The 14,491-nt window shown below is 72.6% G+C and carries 18 protein-coding genes; 5 read left to right on the top strand and 13 right to left on the bottom strand.

The genetic code is table 11. The annotated features are described in order from the left end of the window. Nucleotides 1-95: 95 nt before the first annotated feature. From guaB1 to BLW32_RS16445, 5 genes are all read right to left on the bottom strand, one after another. Nucleotides 96-1,535, bottom strand: a complete 1,440-nt coding sequence (gene guaB1 / locus BLW32_RS16465; protein ID WP_068525782.1) for a GMP reductase — start codon at nt 1,533-1,535, stop codon at nt 96-98. A gap of 75 nt (nt 1,536-1,610) precedes the next feature. Continuing rightward, a complete protein-coding gene (locus BLW32_RS16460; protein ID WP_068525781.1) occupies nt 1,611-2,102 on the bottom strand; it encodes a TM2 domain-containing protein in 492 nt (163 codons plus the stop codon). 48 nt (nt 2,103-2,150) lie between these two features. Then, a complete protein-coding gene (locus BLW32_RS16455; RefSeq protein WP_068525780.1) occupies nt 2,151-3,092 on the bottom strand; it encodes a M56 family metallopeptidase in 942 nt (313 codons plus the stop codon). A 21-nt stretch (nt 3,093-3,113) separates the two neighbouring features. Next, a complete protein-coding gene (locus tag BLW32_RS16450; RefSeq protein ID WP_068525779.1) occupies nt 3,114-3,500 on the bottom strand; it encodes a BlaI/MecI/CopY family transcriptional regulator in 387 nt (128 codons plus the stop codon). A gap of 258 nt (nt 3,501-3,758) precedes the next feature. Next, nucleotides 3,759-3,986 (bottom strand): PspC domain-containing protein, encoded by a 228-nt coding sequence (locus BLW32_RS16445; protein ID WP_068525778.1) that lies wholly within the window; start codon nt 3,984-3,986, stop codon nt 3,759-3,761. Between the two features lie 132 nt (nt 3,987-4,118). Here BLW32_RS16445 and BLW32_RS16440 point away from each other — a divergent pair, with 132 nt between their 5' ends. Then, nucleotides 4,119-4,544 (top strand): PaaI family thioesterase, encoded by a 426-nt coding sequence (locus BLW32_RS16440; RefSeq protein WP_082791565.1) that lies wholly within the window; start codon nt 4,119-4,121, stop codon nt 4,542-4,544. Nucleotides 4,545-4,628: 84 nt separating this feature from the next. Here BLW32_RS16440 and BLW32_RS16435 read toward each other — a convergent pair whose 3' ends face one another. Together BLW32_RS16435 and BLW32_RS16430 are read right to left on the bottom strand one after the other, a co-directional pair. Next, a complete protein-coding gene (locus BLW32_RS16435; RefSeq protein WP_068525777.1) occupies nt 4,629-6,089 on the bottom strand; it encodes an NAD(P)/FAD-dependent oxidoreductase in 1,461 nt (486 codons plus the stop codon). 71 nt (nt 6,090-6,160) lie between these two features. Beyond that, nucleotides 6,161-6,730, bottom strand: a complete 570-nt coding sequence (locus BLW32_RS16430; protein WP_068525776.1) for a CGNR zinc finger domain-containing protein — start codon at nt 6,728-6,730, stop codon at nt 6,161-6,163. 84 nt (nt 6,731-6,814) lie between these two features. Here BLW32_RS16430 and BLW32_RS16425 point away from each other — a divergent pair, with 84 nt between their 5' ends. Then, nucleotides 6,815-7,834 (top strand): EamA family transporter, encoded by a 1,020-nt coding sequence (locus tag BLW32_RS16425; RefSeq protein ID WP_068525775.1) that lies wholly within the window; start codon nt 6,815-6,817, stop codon nt 7,832-7,834. Here BLW32_RS16425 and BLW32_RS16420 read toward each other — a convergent pair. Further along, entirely contained in the window at nt 7,734-8,252 is a 519-nt protein-coding gene (locus tag BLW32_RS16420; protein WP_170181028.1) for a GNAT family N-acetyltransferase, read from the bottom strand. The genes BLW32_RS16425 and BLW32_RS16420 overlap by 101 nt on opposite strands. Nucleotides 8,253-8,344: 92 nt before the next feature. Between BLW32_RS16420 and BLW32_RS16415 the strand changes: the two genes are divergently transcribed. Beyond that, on the top strand, nt 8,345-9,217 hold the full coding sequence (locus tag BLW32_RS16415) for a DcsG N-terminal domain-containing protein (protein ID WP_068743024.1): 873 nt from the start codon (nt 8,345-8,347) through the stop codon (nt 9,215-9,217). A gap of 147 nt (nt 9,218-9,364) precedes the next feature. Then, nucleotides 9,365-10,075, top strand: coding sequence for a PadR family transcriptional regulator (locus BLW32_RS16410; RefSeq protein ID WP_068743023.1), 711 nt, complete (start codon nt 9,365-9,367; stop codon nt 10,073-10,075). On the opposite strand, the gene BLW32_RS16405 is transcribed toward BLW32_RS16410, so the two are convergent. From BLW32_RS16405 to modA, 3 genes are read right to left on the bottom strand one after another with little or no spacing between them, the layout of a single operon-like run. Continuing rightward, nucleotides 10,041-11,042 (bottom strand): sulfate/molybdate ABC transporter ATP-binding protein, encoded by a 1,002-nt coding sequence (locus BLW32_RS16405; RefSeq protein ID WP_082791571.1) that lies wholly within the window; start codon nt 11,040-11,042, stop codon nt 10,041-10,043. The genes BLW32_RS16410 and BLW32_RS16405 overlap by 35 nt on opposite strands. Then, nucleotides 11,039-11,839 carry an ABC transporter permease gene (locus BLW32_RS16400; RefSeq protein ID WP_068743060.1) on the bottom strand — a complete coding sequence of 267 codons (801 nt, stop codon included), beginning with the start codon at nt 11,837-11,839 and terminating at the stop codon, nt 11,039-11,041. Before BLW32_RS16400 ends, BLW32_RS16405 begins: the two co-directional genes overlap by 4 nt. After that, a complete protein-coding gene (gene modA / locus BLW32_RS16395; RefSeq protein ID WP_068743021.1) occupies nt 11,836-12,618 on the bottom strand; it encodes a molybdate ABC transporter substrate-binding protein in 783 nt (260 codons plus the stop codon). Before modA ends, BLW32_RS16400 begins: the two co-directional genes overlap by 4 nt. 49 nt (nt 12,619-12,667) lie before the next feature. On the opposite strand from modA, the gene BLW32_RS16390 reads away from it, so the two are divergent. Further along, nucleotides 12,668-13,102, top strand: coding sequence for an acyl-CoA thioesterase (locus BLW32_RS16390; protein WP_068743020.1), 435 nt, complete (start codon nt 12,668-12,670; stop codon nt 13,100-13,102). Here the strand turns inward: BLW32_RS16390 and BLW32_RS16385 are convergent. Continuing rightward, entirely contained in the window at nt 13,099-13,611 is a 513-nt protein-coding gene (locus BLW32_RS16385) for a DUF1990 domain-containing protein (RefSeq protein WP_068743019.1), read from the bottom strand. The two genes, BLW32_RS16390 and BLW32_RS16385, sit on opposite strands and share 4 nt — an antisense overlap. Before the next feature lie 19 nt (nt 13,612-13,630). Beyond that, nucleotides 13,631-14,479: a DMT family transporter gene (locus BLW32_RS16380; protein WP_068743018.1), complete on the bottom strand. Its 849-nt coding sequence runs from the start codon at nt 14,477-14,479 to the stop codon at nt 13,631-13,633. Nucleotides 14,480-14,491 lie beyond the last annotated feature (12 nt).

Raw genomic sequence — 14,491 nt, 5'->3', positions numbered from 1 at the left:
GTCGGCGGCGTTTGCCGGGTCTTCGGGACTTCATGGTCCTTCCAGAGGATCGTCGGTGGAATCCACTGCATCCTACCGACGATCCGTCGGAATTCTCACCAACCGCCGGGGAGCGGCCGGCCCTCGGCGAAGCCCGCCGCGCTCTGCACGCCGACGGTGGCCTTCGCGTGGAACTCGGGCACGCTGCGGGCGCCCGCGTAGGTGAACGAGCTGCGGACGCCCGAGGTGATCCGGTCCAGCAGGTCCTCCACGCTGGGCGCCTCGGGATCGACGCGGATCCGCGAGCTTGAGATGCCCTCCTCGAACAGCGACTTGCGGGCGCGGTCGAAGGCGCCCTCGCCGGCGGTACGGGCCGCGACGGCGCGCTTGGAGGCCATGCCGAAGCTCTCCTTGTAGGCGGAGCCGTCGGTGGCGTACTTCATGTCGCCGGGCGACTCGTAGGTGCCGGCGAACCAGGAGCCGACCATCACGTTGGAGGCGCCGGCGGCCAGCGCCAGGGCGACGTCGCGCGGGTGCCGCACGCCACCGTCGGCCCAGACGTGGGCGCCCAGCTCGCGGGCGGCGGCCGCGCAGTCGAGCACCGCGCTGAACTGGGGCCGGCCGACGCCGGTCATCATGCGGGTGGTGCACATGGCGCCGGGGCCCACGCCCACCTTGACGATGGTGGCGCCGGCGTTGACCAGGTCGCGGGCGCCCGCGGCGGCGACGACGTTGCCCGCCGCGATCGGCAGGCCCAGGCCGAGGGCGGCGACGGCCTCGAGCGCGTCGAACATCTTGGCCTGGTGGCCGTGCGCGGTGTCCACGACGAGCACGTCGGCGCCGGCCTCGGCGAGGGCGCGGGCCTTCGCGGCGACATCGCCGTTGATGCCCACGGCGGCGGCGATCCGGAGCTTGCCGGCACCGTCGACCGCGGGGGTGTAGATGCCCGCGCGGACGGTGGCGGTGCGGGTGAGGACGCCGTGCAGGCGGTCGTCGCCGTCCACGAGGACCGCGAGGTCGGAGTGGTCCTTGTCCAGCAGGTCGAAGACGGCCTCGGGGGCGGTGCCGGCGGCGGCGCACACGAACGAGGTGGTCATGACGTCGCGCAGGCGCGCGAACCGGTCGACGCCCTCGCACGCGGCGGCGGTGACGAGGCCGACGGGGCGGTTCTCCGCGTCGATGATCACGACGGCGCCGTGCGCGCGCTTGGGCAGCAGCGCCACGGCGTCGCTCACCGAGTGCTCGGCGCTCAGCGTGACCGGGGTGTCGGCGACGAGGTCGCGGCTCTTGACGTACGAGATCGTGTCGGCCGCCGCCTCCAGCGGGAGGTCCTGCGGGAGGACGACGATGCCGCCGCGGCGCGCGACCGTCTCCGCCATGCGGCGGCCGGCGACGGCCGTCATGTTGGCGACGACGAGGGGGATGGTGGTGCCGGTCCCGTCGACCGACGACAGATCGACGTCGAATCGGGAGGTCACGTCCGACCGGTTCGGGACGAGGAAGACGTCGTCGTAGGTCAGGTCGTACTGCGGGCGGCTATCAGGAAGGAACTGCACGTGTGGGCAGTCTACCCGATTCCGCGGTGGTCCCCGTCACCGTCGCGCTGCCGTCCCACGGCCCGCAGCCGGCGGTCAGGGACGCAGCGGGCGGCCCTGCGGGTCGCGGACGCTGCCCGTGAGGATCATGATGCCGTCGACGAGCGCCCAGATGCCGACTCCGATCAGGATGACGAAGCCGATGAGGATGATCGAGGTCACGATGCCGATCACCGTCAGCACCAGCTGGGTCACCGCGATCGAGGTGGAGCCCAGGTAGAACCGGCCGATGCCCCACCCGCCGAGGAAGATCTGCAGGAGGCCCGCGGCGAGCTTCGACTTGTCCGAGTAGGGCTCGCCGGTCTGCGGGTCGCGGCCGTAGGGCGCCGCCGGATCCGGGCCGAAGGGCTGGCCGTACGGGAACCCGGGCTGCGGCTGGCCGTACCCGGGCTGCTGCGCGTAGGGCTGCTGGCCGTAGCCGGCGGGCTGCTGGGCGTACGGGTCGTAGGACGGGTACGGCTGCGGGTCGTAGCCCTGCTTGGCGTACGGGTCGTACTGCTGGCCGTACGGCTGCTGCGGATCGGTCATGGTGGTCTCCTCACTCTCCCCTGAGGCGCCCAGCGTACCGGCGCGGAATCAGTGCAGCAGGAGGCGGGAGAGCTCGGTGAGCCAGGGCACCGCGACGGCGACGGTGGGCACCACCAGGATCAGGCCCGCGAGCAGGTAGACGGACGCGCTGAACAGGTTGCTGGCGGGGGGCATCGACAGCCGTTCGACCCGCACGACGGTGCCGGTCGCGCCGACCGCGAGGGCGCCGCGCGGCGCGGGGCTCTGCGCGCAGGTGACCAGGGCGTTGGCGAGGGGGAGGGGGCCGGCGGCGGCGACGGCCTCGTCGTCGGCGAGGAGCTCGACCAGCAGCTTCACCGAGTCGAGCGCGGCCGACGAGCGGACGAACTTGGGGAAGGCGTGGTGGACCGCCGTGAAGGCCTCGAGCACCAGATCGTGCCGCGACCGCAGGTGCGCTCGCTCGTGCGCGAGGACGGCGGTCAGCTCCTCGTGGCTGAGCTGATTGATCGTGCCGACGCTGAGCACCACGCGGTGCCGCAGGCCCGGGAGGCAGTACGCCAGGGGCTGGTCGACGCCGAGAACGCGCAGGTCGGCGCTGGAGACGGGGTGGTCACCGTCGACCGCGTGGGACAGGATGTCGACGACGGTGCGGTGCCGGGCGCGGCGCCTGCGCGTGCGGATCGCGAGCCGGACGGTCGACGTGATGAGCCGGGCGCCGATGAGCAGCGTGAGGGCGAAGGCCACCACGGCCACGATCCACGGGACGAGGCCGAGCTGCCGGATCTCGTCGATCGGGTTCGTGGTGGGCCGGCCGTCGGGCCCGGGCACGAGCAGGCGGCTCGCGATGACCAGGCCGGCGCTGAACGCGGAGAGCACGGCGGCCAGGGCGATCGCCTGCCACAGCACGAGGGCGGCGCGGGGTGCGCGCAGCGGCCAGGCGGCACGGGAGAGCCAGAGGGGCACCGGCCCCGCGAGCAGCAGGGCCAGCGCTCCGAAGATGAAGGCCGCCATGAGGACGAGCCTACTTGGTGATCAGGGCTCGGCGCGACGGCCGGCGTCGCCGGCCTCGAGCTTGGCCAGCGCGCGGCGCAGGGCCTGCGCCTCGTCGGCGCCGACGCGCTCCACGAAGTGCACGAGCGCGGCCTCGCGCGAGCTCTCGGCCTGTGCCAGCGCGTCGAACATGAGGTCGGCGACGAGCTCGTCGCGGCCGAAGCTCGCGGCGTAGCGATGCGCACGGTCCGTGCGGATCTGGCTCACCAGCTTCTTCTTCGCGAGCCGCTGCAGCACCGTCATCACGGTGGTGTACGCGAGTTCGCGGTCAGCGGCGAGCGACTCGTGCACCTGTCGCACGGTCTGCGGTTCTGTGGACGCCCAAAGATGGTCCATGACCGCGCGTTCGAGATCTCCCAATGCCGCCATTGCTCCGATTCTACTCGGGATGGTCCACATCGCTACGACGGCCCGTCGTAATCCACGCCACATCGATGAGGGCTTGCTAAGTTAGGGGAGCCTGTCCTAGAGTAGGTCTCGTCGCCGAGAGCGACACCGAAACCACATCGGACCGTGACGCGAACTGAGGGCTGCAGTAATCCGCCGGTCTGTGCCACGGCGGGTCCGGGGGATGGCTGAGCCCCCGGACCCGCCGACTTCTTTCTCCGCGACGCGGTCCGTCGCGAATCAGTCCTTGGGCATCACGAGCCAGAGCAGCAGGTACAGCAGGAACTGCGGGCCGGGCAGCAGGCAGGACACCACGAACAGCACGCGGACGAGCGTCGCGTCGATGCCGAAGTAGCGGGCGATGCCCGCGCACACGCCGCCGATCCAGTTGTTCTGGACGTCGCGGGCGAAGCGCTTCTGCGGGGCCGGGGTGTAGGGGGTCTGGGCGAAGGGCGAGTTCTCGGTCATGTCTCCACAGTGCCCGCGCGGCGCCCCGCCGCGCATCGGGGTCTACCCCGACCCCGTCCCGGATCTTCGGTCCCGCCCCGGATGGTCCGGCCCGGGGATCGGCCCGACGGCGCCCGGTTCTAGGGTGTTTCCATGACGCAACCGACACCCGGACAGCAGCAGGCCATCGACCAGATCCTCACCGGTGGCACCGCCGGTTTCGACACGATCCTCGGCCTCGAGTACACGGCCGTCACGGCCGACGGCGTGGAGGCGACGCTCACCCTGCGGCCCGAGCTGCACCAGCCGTTCGGCATCACCCACGGCGGCGTGTACTGCGCGATCGTCGAGTCGGTCGCCAGCGTCTCGGGCGTGGTGTGGCTGGGCGGCGCCGGGCACGTGGTCGGCGTGAACAACAACACCGACTTCCTGCGCGCGCTCTCCAGCGGCGTCCTGTCGATCCGGTCGACCCCGATCCATCGCGGCCGCCGGCAGCAGCTGTGGCTCGTGGAGATCGACTCCGAGGACGGCAAGGCCGTCGCGCGCGGCCAGGTGCGCCTGCAGAACATCGACGCCTAGCGTCACCCCGGAACGCGACGAGCGCGCCACCCGCAACGGGTGGCGCGCTCGTCTGCGTTCGTGCCGGTGCGAACCGGGCGGGTGTCAGCCCGCCTTCTCGGCCTTGTCCGCCGCGGCCGACGGTGCGCCCGGGGCCTCGACCTGGACGTCCGCCGTGGGCGCGGCCTTCGGGAGCGCCTTGGTCGGCGAACTGGTGTGCACCGGCGGGATCGCGGGCTTCGCGCCGGTCTGCAGCGCGTCGAGCGCCGTGCGGGCGTAGACCTGCTGCTCGGTGATGGTCATCTGGCCGCGCTTGTTGGTGAGGAAAGTGATCGCCCACGACGTCAGCGTGATGACGCGGTTCTGGTAGCCCACGATGTACCAGAGGTGCAGCGCGAGCCAGCCGAGCCAGGCGAGGAAGCCGCCGAACTCGAGCTTGCCGACCTTCGCCACGGCGCTGGCGCGCGAGACGGTGGCCATCGAGCCCTTGTCGAAGTACTTGAAGGGCTTGCGCTCGGCGGGGGACTGCCCCTCGAGGCCGGCCTTGATCGCCTTCGCGGCGTACGTCGCGCCCTGGATGGCGCCCTGCGCCATGCCGGGGACACCGTCGACCAGCATCATGTCGCCGACGACGAAGACGTTCGGGTTGCCCGGAATGGTGAGGTCGGGCAGCACGCGGACGCGGCCGGCGCGGTCGGTCTCGGCGCCCGACTGATCGGCGAGGATCTTGCCCAGCTTGCTCGCGGCGACGCCGGCGGACCACACCTTGCACTGCGCCTCGATGCGCCGCTCGGTACCGTCCTTCTCCTTGACCACGAGGCCGTCGGCGTCGACGTCGACGACCATCGCGTTGAGCTGGATCTCGACGCCCATCTTCTCCAGCCGCTTCGCGGCCATGGTGCCCAGCTTCTCGCCCATCGGCGGAAGCACGGCCGGGGCGGCGTCGAGGAGGATTACGCGCGCCTCGGTGGGGTCGATGTTGCGGAACGCGCCCTTGAGCGTGTTGTCCGACATCTCGGCGATCTGCCCGGCCAGCTCGACGCCGGTGGGGCCGGCGCCGATCACCACGAAGGTGAGCAGGCGCATGCGCTCCTCGTGGTCGTGCGAGAGCTCGGCCTGCTCGAAGGCGCCGAGGATGCGGCCGCGCAGCTCGAGAGCGTCGTCGATGGTCTTCATGCCGGGCGCGAACTCGGCGAACTGGTCGTTGCCGAAGTACGACTGATCGGCGCCCGCGGCCACGATGAGGCTGTCGAACGGGGTCACCGTGACGCGCTCGAGCAGGCGGCTCGTGACCGTGCGGTTCTCGAGGTCGATATCGGTGACCTCGCCCAGCAGCACTTCGGCGTTGCGCTGCTTGCGCAGGATCATGCGGGTGGCGGGGGCGATCTCGCCCTCGGAGAGGATGCCCGTCGCGACTTGGTACAGCAGCGGCTGGAACAGGTGATGGGTCGTCTTCGCGATCATCGTCACGTCGACGTCCGTGCGCTTGAGGGCGCGCGTGCCGAAGAGGCCGCCGAACCCCGATCCGATGACGACCACCCTGTGGCGGTGCGCTGCCTCGCTCATTACTCTCGTCGCTCCTGGTTCGCGTCGAAGCCGGGATCCCCGGCGTGTGCAGTCCTACCGTAGTCGCCTGCTCAACTCTCGTCGCGCCGCATACCGGAACTCGTCGCGCGCCGCTCCCGGTAGGCGGCGACGTGCGTCCGATTGCCGCAGTTCCCCTCGGTGCAGAAGCGCCGCGAGCGGTTCTTCGACAGGTCCACGAGAACTCGGTCACAATCGTCCGCCGCGCAGGTCTTGAGCCGGTCGACGTTGCCGCTGCGGACCAGGTCGACGAGGGCCATCGCGCACTCCACCCGGACACGCACGGGGATCGGCGCGTCGTCGTCGATGAAGTGCAGGTGCCAGTCCCAGCTGCCGTGCCGGGTGAGCCGGGGCTGCTGCGGCGTCGCCGCGAGCATCTCGTTGACGATCCCGGCCACGGCGTCGGGGTGCTGCGCGGCGAAGACGCGCGTCAACTCGGCGCGCAGGTCGTGGATCGGGGCCACGTCGCGCGCCGCGGCGCTGCTCCAGCCCGTGAACTCGTGCCGGCGCAGGTACTCCTTGAGGGCCTCGACGGTGCCGAGCCGTTCCTCGTCGCCGTAGTCGGTGTTCACCAGGTCGGCCGCCATGAGCAGGGACGGCTCCGTGTCATGTGCGAATTTCATTTGACTCCTTACGGCGGTGGCCGCTACTGTCACTAGTGTACTTCACTTGACTCCTTACGAATCGCGCATACATGGAGGTGACGCATGGGTCGGGGAATCGCAATCGCACTACTGTCGGGTTTCGCCTTCGCGATGTCCGGCCCGTTCGGCAAGCCGCTGCTCGCCGCGGGATGGAGCCCGGCAGGCGTCGTGCTGGTGCGCATCTGGATCGCGGCGATCGTGACGCTCATCCCGATGCTCATCGTCGGGCGGGCCCGCCTGGCGACGCTGCGGTACGCGCCGTTCACGGTGCTGGCGTACGGGCTGCTCGCCGTGATCGGCGTCCAGCTCGCGTACTTCAACGCGATCGCGCACATGTCGGTCACCGTCGCGCTGCTCATCGAGTTCTCCGCGCCGCTGCTGGTGCTGGTGTACCTGTGGGCCCGGTTCGGGCGGCGCCCCACCCTGCGCACCGTCCTCGGCGCCGCGCTCGCCGTCGCCGGCCTGGTCGCGGTCGTCGGCGCGGCCTCCGGCGGTGCCGTCGTCACCCCGATCGGCCTCGCCTGGGCCTTCGTCTCGCTCGTCGGCCTCGCCGCGTATTTCCTGCTCGCCGAGGACGGCACCCGGGCCGACGACATCGACGTCGCGAGCATCGAGGGCGCCAAGCCCGCGGTCGACCAGCTCGCGCTGGCCGTCGGCGGCCTGCTCGTCGGCGCGGTCGTCCTGTCCCTGACGTCTCTCGCCGGCATCACGCCCGTGCGCATCTCGACCGCCCCCGTCGTGCTCGGCGGCCTCGGCACCACCCCGTGGTGGGTGCCCGCCGTCGTGATCGGTGCCGTCGCCACCGGCCTGGCGTACGTCGCGGGGATCCTCGCCATCAACATGGTGGGCCCCACGCTGGCGTCGTTCCTCGGCTTCTCCGAGGTCATCGCCTCGGGCGTCGTGGCCTGGCTCATGCTGGGCGAGGCGCTGACCCCGGTCCAGATCGTCGGCGCCGTCGCGATCGTCGCGGGGGTGATCGCCGTCAAGCGGGGCGAGCAGCGCGGAACGGCGGGCGCTCCGCGGCCAGGCGCGCCAGCCAATCCGCACGATGGAGCTCGTACTCCACCCGCGCGTACGGCGTGAGGTCGGCCTCGGACTCGGCGCCGAGGTCCACGTCGCCCTGTAGCGACTCCCAGTCCAGCATCGCGATGTCCAGTTGCTGCATGCCCAGGCCCGCGAGTACGCGCCGCGAGGCGAGGTTCGACCACGCGGTGGAGGCGTAGACGCGGCCGGTGAGGCCGTGTTCGAGGGCGTGGCCCACGAGGGCGTGCGCCGCCTCGGCGCAGAAACCTCGTCGACGGTGCGCCTCCGCGACCGCGTAACTCAGCTCCAGGCCGCGGACTCGGCTGTGCCGGGAGGCGCGCAGCGCGATCCGGCCCAAGGGGCGGCGACTGTGCCGGTCGACGATGTGGAACCGTCCGTCGGCGTCGCCGACAGCACCGGTGGCAGGGGAGAGGTGCAGGCGAGCCGTCTCGATGTGCACGTGCAAATCTCCCCTCACAGCGCCCAGCGTATCGTCTCGGCGCCGGTGTACGGCGCAGTTCGCGCGGGTGTCGCCACGGTGGCGCTCCGATGGCTGCCATACTGTCCGGCGTGACGTACCGAATCGCTCTTGCCACCTCCGCGGCGCAGCCGGACACCGACGACCGCGGCCAGGAGATCCTCGCCGCCCTGCGCGCCGCCGGTCACGAGGCCGAGGCGGCCGTGTGGTCCGATTCCGCCGTCGACTGGGAGCAGTTCGACGCGGTCGTGATCGCCGGCGCCTGGGACTACGCGCAGCGCTACGACGACTTCCTGGGGTGGGCGTGGCGCGCCGCCGCGCAGTCGCTCGTGCTCAACCCCGAGCCCCTGGTCCGCTGGTACGCCGACAAGCGGTACCTGCGCGACTACGAGTCCGAGGGCATCCCGATCGTGCCGACGCAGTTCATCACGGTGCACGACGCCACGCTGGATCACGACTACCTCGGCACCGACCACGTCGTGCGCCCGTCGATCAGCGGCGGCCTCGCGCAGTCCTTCCGCTTCGGCCCCGGCGACGACGACGCGAGCCGCGCCAAGCTCGAGGAGATCAAGGCCTCCGGCAGCAGCGTCATGGTCTTCCCGTACTCGGTCGAGGCCGGCGGCATCTCGCTGGTCTACATCGGTGGCGAGTACAGCCACGCCTTCGGTCGCGACCTCGCCGCCGAGGTCAACGCCGAGCCCGTCGAGGGTCGCCCCGCCGAGGTGCTCGTGGACGCGGAGCCGACCGATGCCGAGCGCGCCGTCGCCGAGGCCGCGCTCAAGCCGATCGACCCGGCGAACCCGCCCCTGTACGTGCGGATCGACATCGTGCGGACGCCCGACGGGGCGCCCGTGATCCTCGAGGTCCAGGTCGTCCAGCCCGATCTGCACCTCGAGCGGCTCGACGGCGGCGCGGAGAAATTCGCGCAGGCCGTCCTGGCGCGCATCGCGGCCGAGAAGGCCTGACCAGCAGATCTTCGCTCCTCGAAGTCCCCGTCCGGAATCCGGGCGGGGGCTTCGTCGTTTCCGGGGGTTGCCAAAGAACATATCGCGATATATCGTGAACGCATCGGGTCGCGAAACATGCGACCCCCTACCGAAAGGAGTGCCACCATGCGTAGGCACACTCACGATGATCAGCGTTTCGAGGGCCGCGGCGCCCGCACCTGCGATGACCGGTTCGAGGGCCGCTTCGACGGCCGGTTCCGGCAGGGCGGTTTCCCCGGTGGGCCCGGCTTCGGTCCCGGCGGCCCCGGTCCGTTCGGCCCCGGAGGACCGGGTGGTCCCGGCGGGCACGGACGGGGCGGCCACCGCGGCCGCGGACGCCGCGGCGTCCAGCGCGGCGACGTCCGGATCGCGGTCCTCAAGCTCCTGGAGGCCGAGCCCATGCACGGCTACCAGCTCGTCTCCTCGATCGAGGAGCGCACGGCCGGGGCGTGGAAGCCCAGCCCCGGCGCCATCTACCCCACGCTCAGCCAGCTCGAGGACGAGGGACTGATCACCATCGAGCGGGAGAACGGCCGCAAGGTCGCCACGCTCACCGACGCGGGGCGCGAGTACATCGCGACCACCCTCGCCGACGCGCCGGACCCGTTCGCCGGCTTCGACGGCGGCTCGGCCGAGCGCGGCCACCTCCGCGAGACGCTCCGCGAGCTGCACGAGGTCACCCGCCGGGTGGCGCGCACCGGCAACGCCGAACAGACGGCTGCGGTCGACACCATCCTCGGCGACGCGATCAAGCAGGTCTACCTGCTGCTCGCCGGCGTGGACCGCACGCCCCCCGCCGCGGCTACCGAGGATCCGGCGCAGCCGGACGAGCAGTAGCCGCCCGCCGGGCCCGCGCCGGGTCGGGGCGCAGCCGGACGGCGTCGCCGGGATGCAGATCCCGGTAGCGCTCCGCCGGGAGCTCCGCGACCAGCGCGGTCCCGTCCTCGACGGCGGCGGTCACGCGGCAGTGCCCGCCCGCCACCGTCACCTCGACCACCGTGCCGGGCCGCCCGGCACCGTCGGGCCCGTCGACGCGCACCGCGTCCGGCGGGAACACCCACACCCCTTCGCCGTCCGGCAGCAGGTTCATCCCCGCCAGCCGGGCGGCGAACGGCGTCGCCGGGGAGAGCAGCAGCTCGGCCGCGGGACGGTGATCGGCGACCCGCCCGCCCTCGAGGACCGCCGCCTCGTCGGCGAGGGACACCACGTCGGCGGCGTCGTGCGTGATCAGGACGCAGGTCCGGTCCCGTAGCAGCGCGCGCAGCAGCGCGCGCACCTCGGCCCGCGCGGAGACGTCGAGGGCGGAGAGCGGCTCGTCGAGCAGGAGCACCTCCGGTTCCGCGGCGAGCGCCCGGGCCAGCGCGACGCGCTGCGCCTGCCCGCCGCTCAGTTCGGTCGGCCGCCGGTCCGCGAGGTGATCGGCCCCGACGGCCTCGAGCCAGTGGTCGGCCGCGGCCGCCGCGGCCCGACGGTCCGCCCCCGCGCTGCGCGGCGCGAAGGCCACGTTCGCGCGCACCCGCAGGTGCGGGAACAGCCGCGCGGTCTGGCCCAGCAGCGCCACCCGCCGACGATGCGCGGGCACCCACGTCGCGTCGTCGAACACCGTCCGTCCGCCGACGGCGATCCGGCCGGAGCCGGGGCGCACCAGGCCCGCGACGGCGCCCGCCACGGTCGACTTGCCCGTGCCGTTGGGGCCGAGCAGGGCCAGGGTCCGCCCCTGCGGCACCGCGAACGCCGCGTCGACGCCCCGGTCTGCGACGGTGACGTCGACCTCCAGGCCCGGGGCCGCGGGATCCGCTGTCATCGCCGCCACGCCCGGACCCCGTACACCCCGGAGACGATGACCGCGGCCGCGGCGAGCAGCACGAGAGAGAGCGCCACCGCCGCCTGCGGATCGGTCTCGTTGCGCAGGTAGATCTCCAACGGCAGCGTGCGCGTGGTCCCGGCGAGGGAGCCCGCGAAGGTGAGCGTCGCGCCGAACTCGCCGAGCGCCCGCGCGAAGGTCAGCACGACGCCGGAGGCGATCGACGGCAGCACCAGCGGCAGCGTGATGCGGCGCAGCACCACCGACGGCGGTGCGCCCAGCGTGGCCGCCGTGTGCTCGAAATCCGTTCCGAGCGTGCGGAGAGCGCCTTCCACGGCCAGCACCAGGAAGGGCAGTGCGACGAACGCCTGCGCGAGCACGACGGCCACCGTCGTGAACGCGATGTGCCCGCCGATCCCGCCGTACTGGCCCACCAGGCCGCGCCGCCCGAAGGCGTAGAGCAGCGCGATGCCGCCCACGACGGGCGGTAGCACCAGCGGCAGCAGCACCAGCGGCCGCAGCACGCCGACGAACCGGGACCGGCTGCGCGCCAGAATGACTCCCAGCGGCACGCCCAGCACGATGCACACCAGCGTGGCGGCGAGGGAGGTCTCCAGCGAGAGCACCAGCGCGGTCCGCGAGTCCTCCGAGGTGACCAGCTCGCCGAACCGCGGCCAGTCGACCTTCGCCACGATCGCGACGAGCGGCACCAGCACGAAGGCGGCGCCGAGCGCGGCGGGGACCACGATCCAGCGCGGGTACCCCGTGACGGGTGCGGAGCGGGTGGGCGGCGTCAGTTCGGTGCCCCGAATCCGGCGTCCGCCAGGGCCGCCCGGCCCTCGGAGCCGCGGACGAACGCCACGAACCGCTGCGCGCCGTCGGCGTTCTTCGCGGCGGCCAGCGGCGCGATGGGGTAGACGTTGACCGCACCGTCGGCCTGCGGGAAGTCGACGGATCCGACCGCGCCCTTCGTCCCCTTGACGTCGGTGCGGTAGACGAGCCCCGCGTCGGCCTGCCCGTGCCGCACCTTGGCGAGCACGCTCGAGACGGAGTCCTCCTCGCTGACCGGTGCGAGGGTCACGCCGGCGGCCTTCGTGACTTTCGCGGTCGCGGTGCCGCAGGGCACGGGCTGCGCGCACACGACCACGGAGACGCCGGGCTTGTTCAGGTCGGCGAGCGAGGCGATGCCCTTCGGGTTGCCCGGCGCGGTCGCGATGGTGAGGACGTTGGTGGCGAAGGGCTGCGGGTCGGTGACCAGCGACGCGGCCGTGGCCTTGTCCATCGTGGGCGTGTCAGCGGTTGCGAAGACGTCGGCCGGCGCGCCCTGCTGCAGCTGGGTCAGCAGGCCCGACGACCCGCCGAAGGAGAATTTCACCGTCGTGCCGGGGTTCGCGGCGGAGAACGAGGCGCCCAGCTTCTCGAACGTCGCCTGCAGGCTCGCGGCGGCGTAGACGATCACGGTGCCGGAGCCCGCGGCCGCCGACGAGGACGTCGCGCCCTCCGGCGTGTTCGACGTCGAGCAGGCGGCGACTCCCGCCGCGAGGACGACGGCGGTGAGGGCACGGACGGCGCGCATGGCAACTCCCGGTGACGGTGGACGGCTTCCGATGGTCGAGACTATCCCCATGGCAACTCACGAGGTGGCGGTCCCGATGCGCTGGGCCGACATGGACGCGCTCCAGCACATCAACAACGTCGCGATGCTGCGGCTGCTCGAAGAGGCGCGCATCCGCTTCATGACGCAGAACCTCGCGCAGCACGGCGAGTCGAAGGTGACGATGTTCGTCGCGCACCAGGAGATCGACTACCTCACGCCGCTGCTCTACTCGCCCGAGCCGGTGCGGATCATCCTGCACGTCACGCGGATCGGCCGTTCCGGCTTCGACCTCGGGTACGAGGTCATCGGGGCCGACGGCGACGTCTCCGCCATCGCGGAGACGTCGATGGTCGTGGTCGACGGTGCGGGCCGCCCGGCGCCGCTGCCCGCCGAGCTGCGCACGGAACTGGCCGGGCTGGTCGGCGATCCGGTGCCGTTCCGGCGGCGCCGCGTCTCCGTCTAACGCACCATCGCGGCCAGGTAGCGCCGCGTCATCACGGCCTGCAGCGCCCGCGCGACGGGGGAGCCGAGGCGGCTGTACCAGCGTCCCGGGCGCGAGAAGGCGGCCACCACCGCGACGACGGCACCGTCGGGGCGCAGCTCCACGGAGAAGAGTTCCTCGCCGCTCTCCGGGTGCCCGGGCAGCGTGCCGTAGGCGAACCCGGCCCGGTCCGGCTCGTCGAGCACGTAGACCACGCGGCACGGGATCCGGATCGGCCCGAACAGCGGCGTCGTCATCACCAGGACGGTGCCGACCGCGGCCGCCGGTGTGCTCGCGCGCACCCGCAGGCCCGCGCCGCGCTGCATGCCGTACCCGAGGATCGCGTCCCGGACCGCGGCGAAGTCCTCCGGCCCGCGGCCCACGACCCGCTCGGCGCGGACCGCGTGCGCGTCGCCGGGCGGGGTGCCGCGCGTCGCGCCGACCTCCGGGTAGGTGAAGGGCGCGTCCGCGAGCGCCGCGAGGTCCGTCATACCGCCCGACGGTACGCCGTCACCGCCGGGCGAGCCTGGCCGCGGCGGCGGCTCCGACGAGGCCCGACGCGACCACCGCGACGCCGTGCCAGCCGCTCATCGTGACGGTCTCGCCGAGGACGACGGCGCCGAGCGCCGCCGCACACACCGGCTCGGCGAGGGTGATCGCCGGCAGTGATGCGGAGATCGGGGCCGGCTGGAAGGCCCGCTGCTGCAGGTACATCGCGCCGAGCCCGCTCAGCACGAGCACGAGCAGCCGCCAGTCGGTGAGTAGGCGGAGCGTGTTCGCGAGGAAGTCCGCGTGCTCGTAGGACGTGAGCACCGGCTTGGTCAGCACCGTCGCGACCCCGAACAGCACGCCCGAGGCCACGCCGAACGACAGCGCCCGCGCCGGGGCCGGGAGCGCCCGCACCAGCCCGGCGCCCGTCGCGATCGCGGCGACCGTACCCACGACGACGAGCGCGGGAAGCCAGGTGGCGCCGGGGGCGTCGGGGACGCCGTCGGTGGGCCGCCCCGCGATGAGGAAGACCGCGAGCGCGACCGCCAGCACCGCCGCGTAGGTCCACTCCCGGGCGGTGACCCGGGTGTGGTTGAGCAGCGCCGAGACCGGCAGCGCGAACAGCAACGCCGCGACGACGAGCGGCTGCACCACGAGCACGGGGCCGAGGGCCAGCGCCCACGCCTGGAAGGCGTATCCGCCCAGGTCGCCGAGCAGGCCGAGCCACCACCGCGGCCGACGGATCAGCTCGGCGATGAGCGCGTCGCCCGCGTCGACGGTGGCCGCCTCCGCCTGCTGGGCGGCGGAACCGCACGCGAAGAGGAAGGCGGCGATGAGGGCGAGGACGACCGAGGCCGTGGTGGCGGTCACGCGTGAAATCTA

Source organism: Tsukamurella tyrosinosolvens, from assembly GCF_900104775.1.
Classification (GTDB): Bacteria; Actinomycetota; Actinomycetes; order Mycobacteriales; family Mycobacteriaceae; genus Tsukamurella; species Tsukamurella tyrosinosolvens.
The sequence above is the reverse complement of the archived record's forward strand: the minus strand, read 5'-3'. Positions and strand labels throughout refer to the sequence as shown.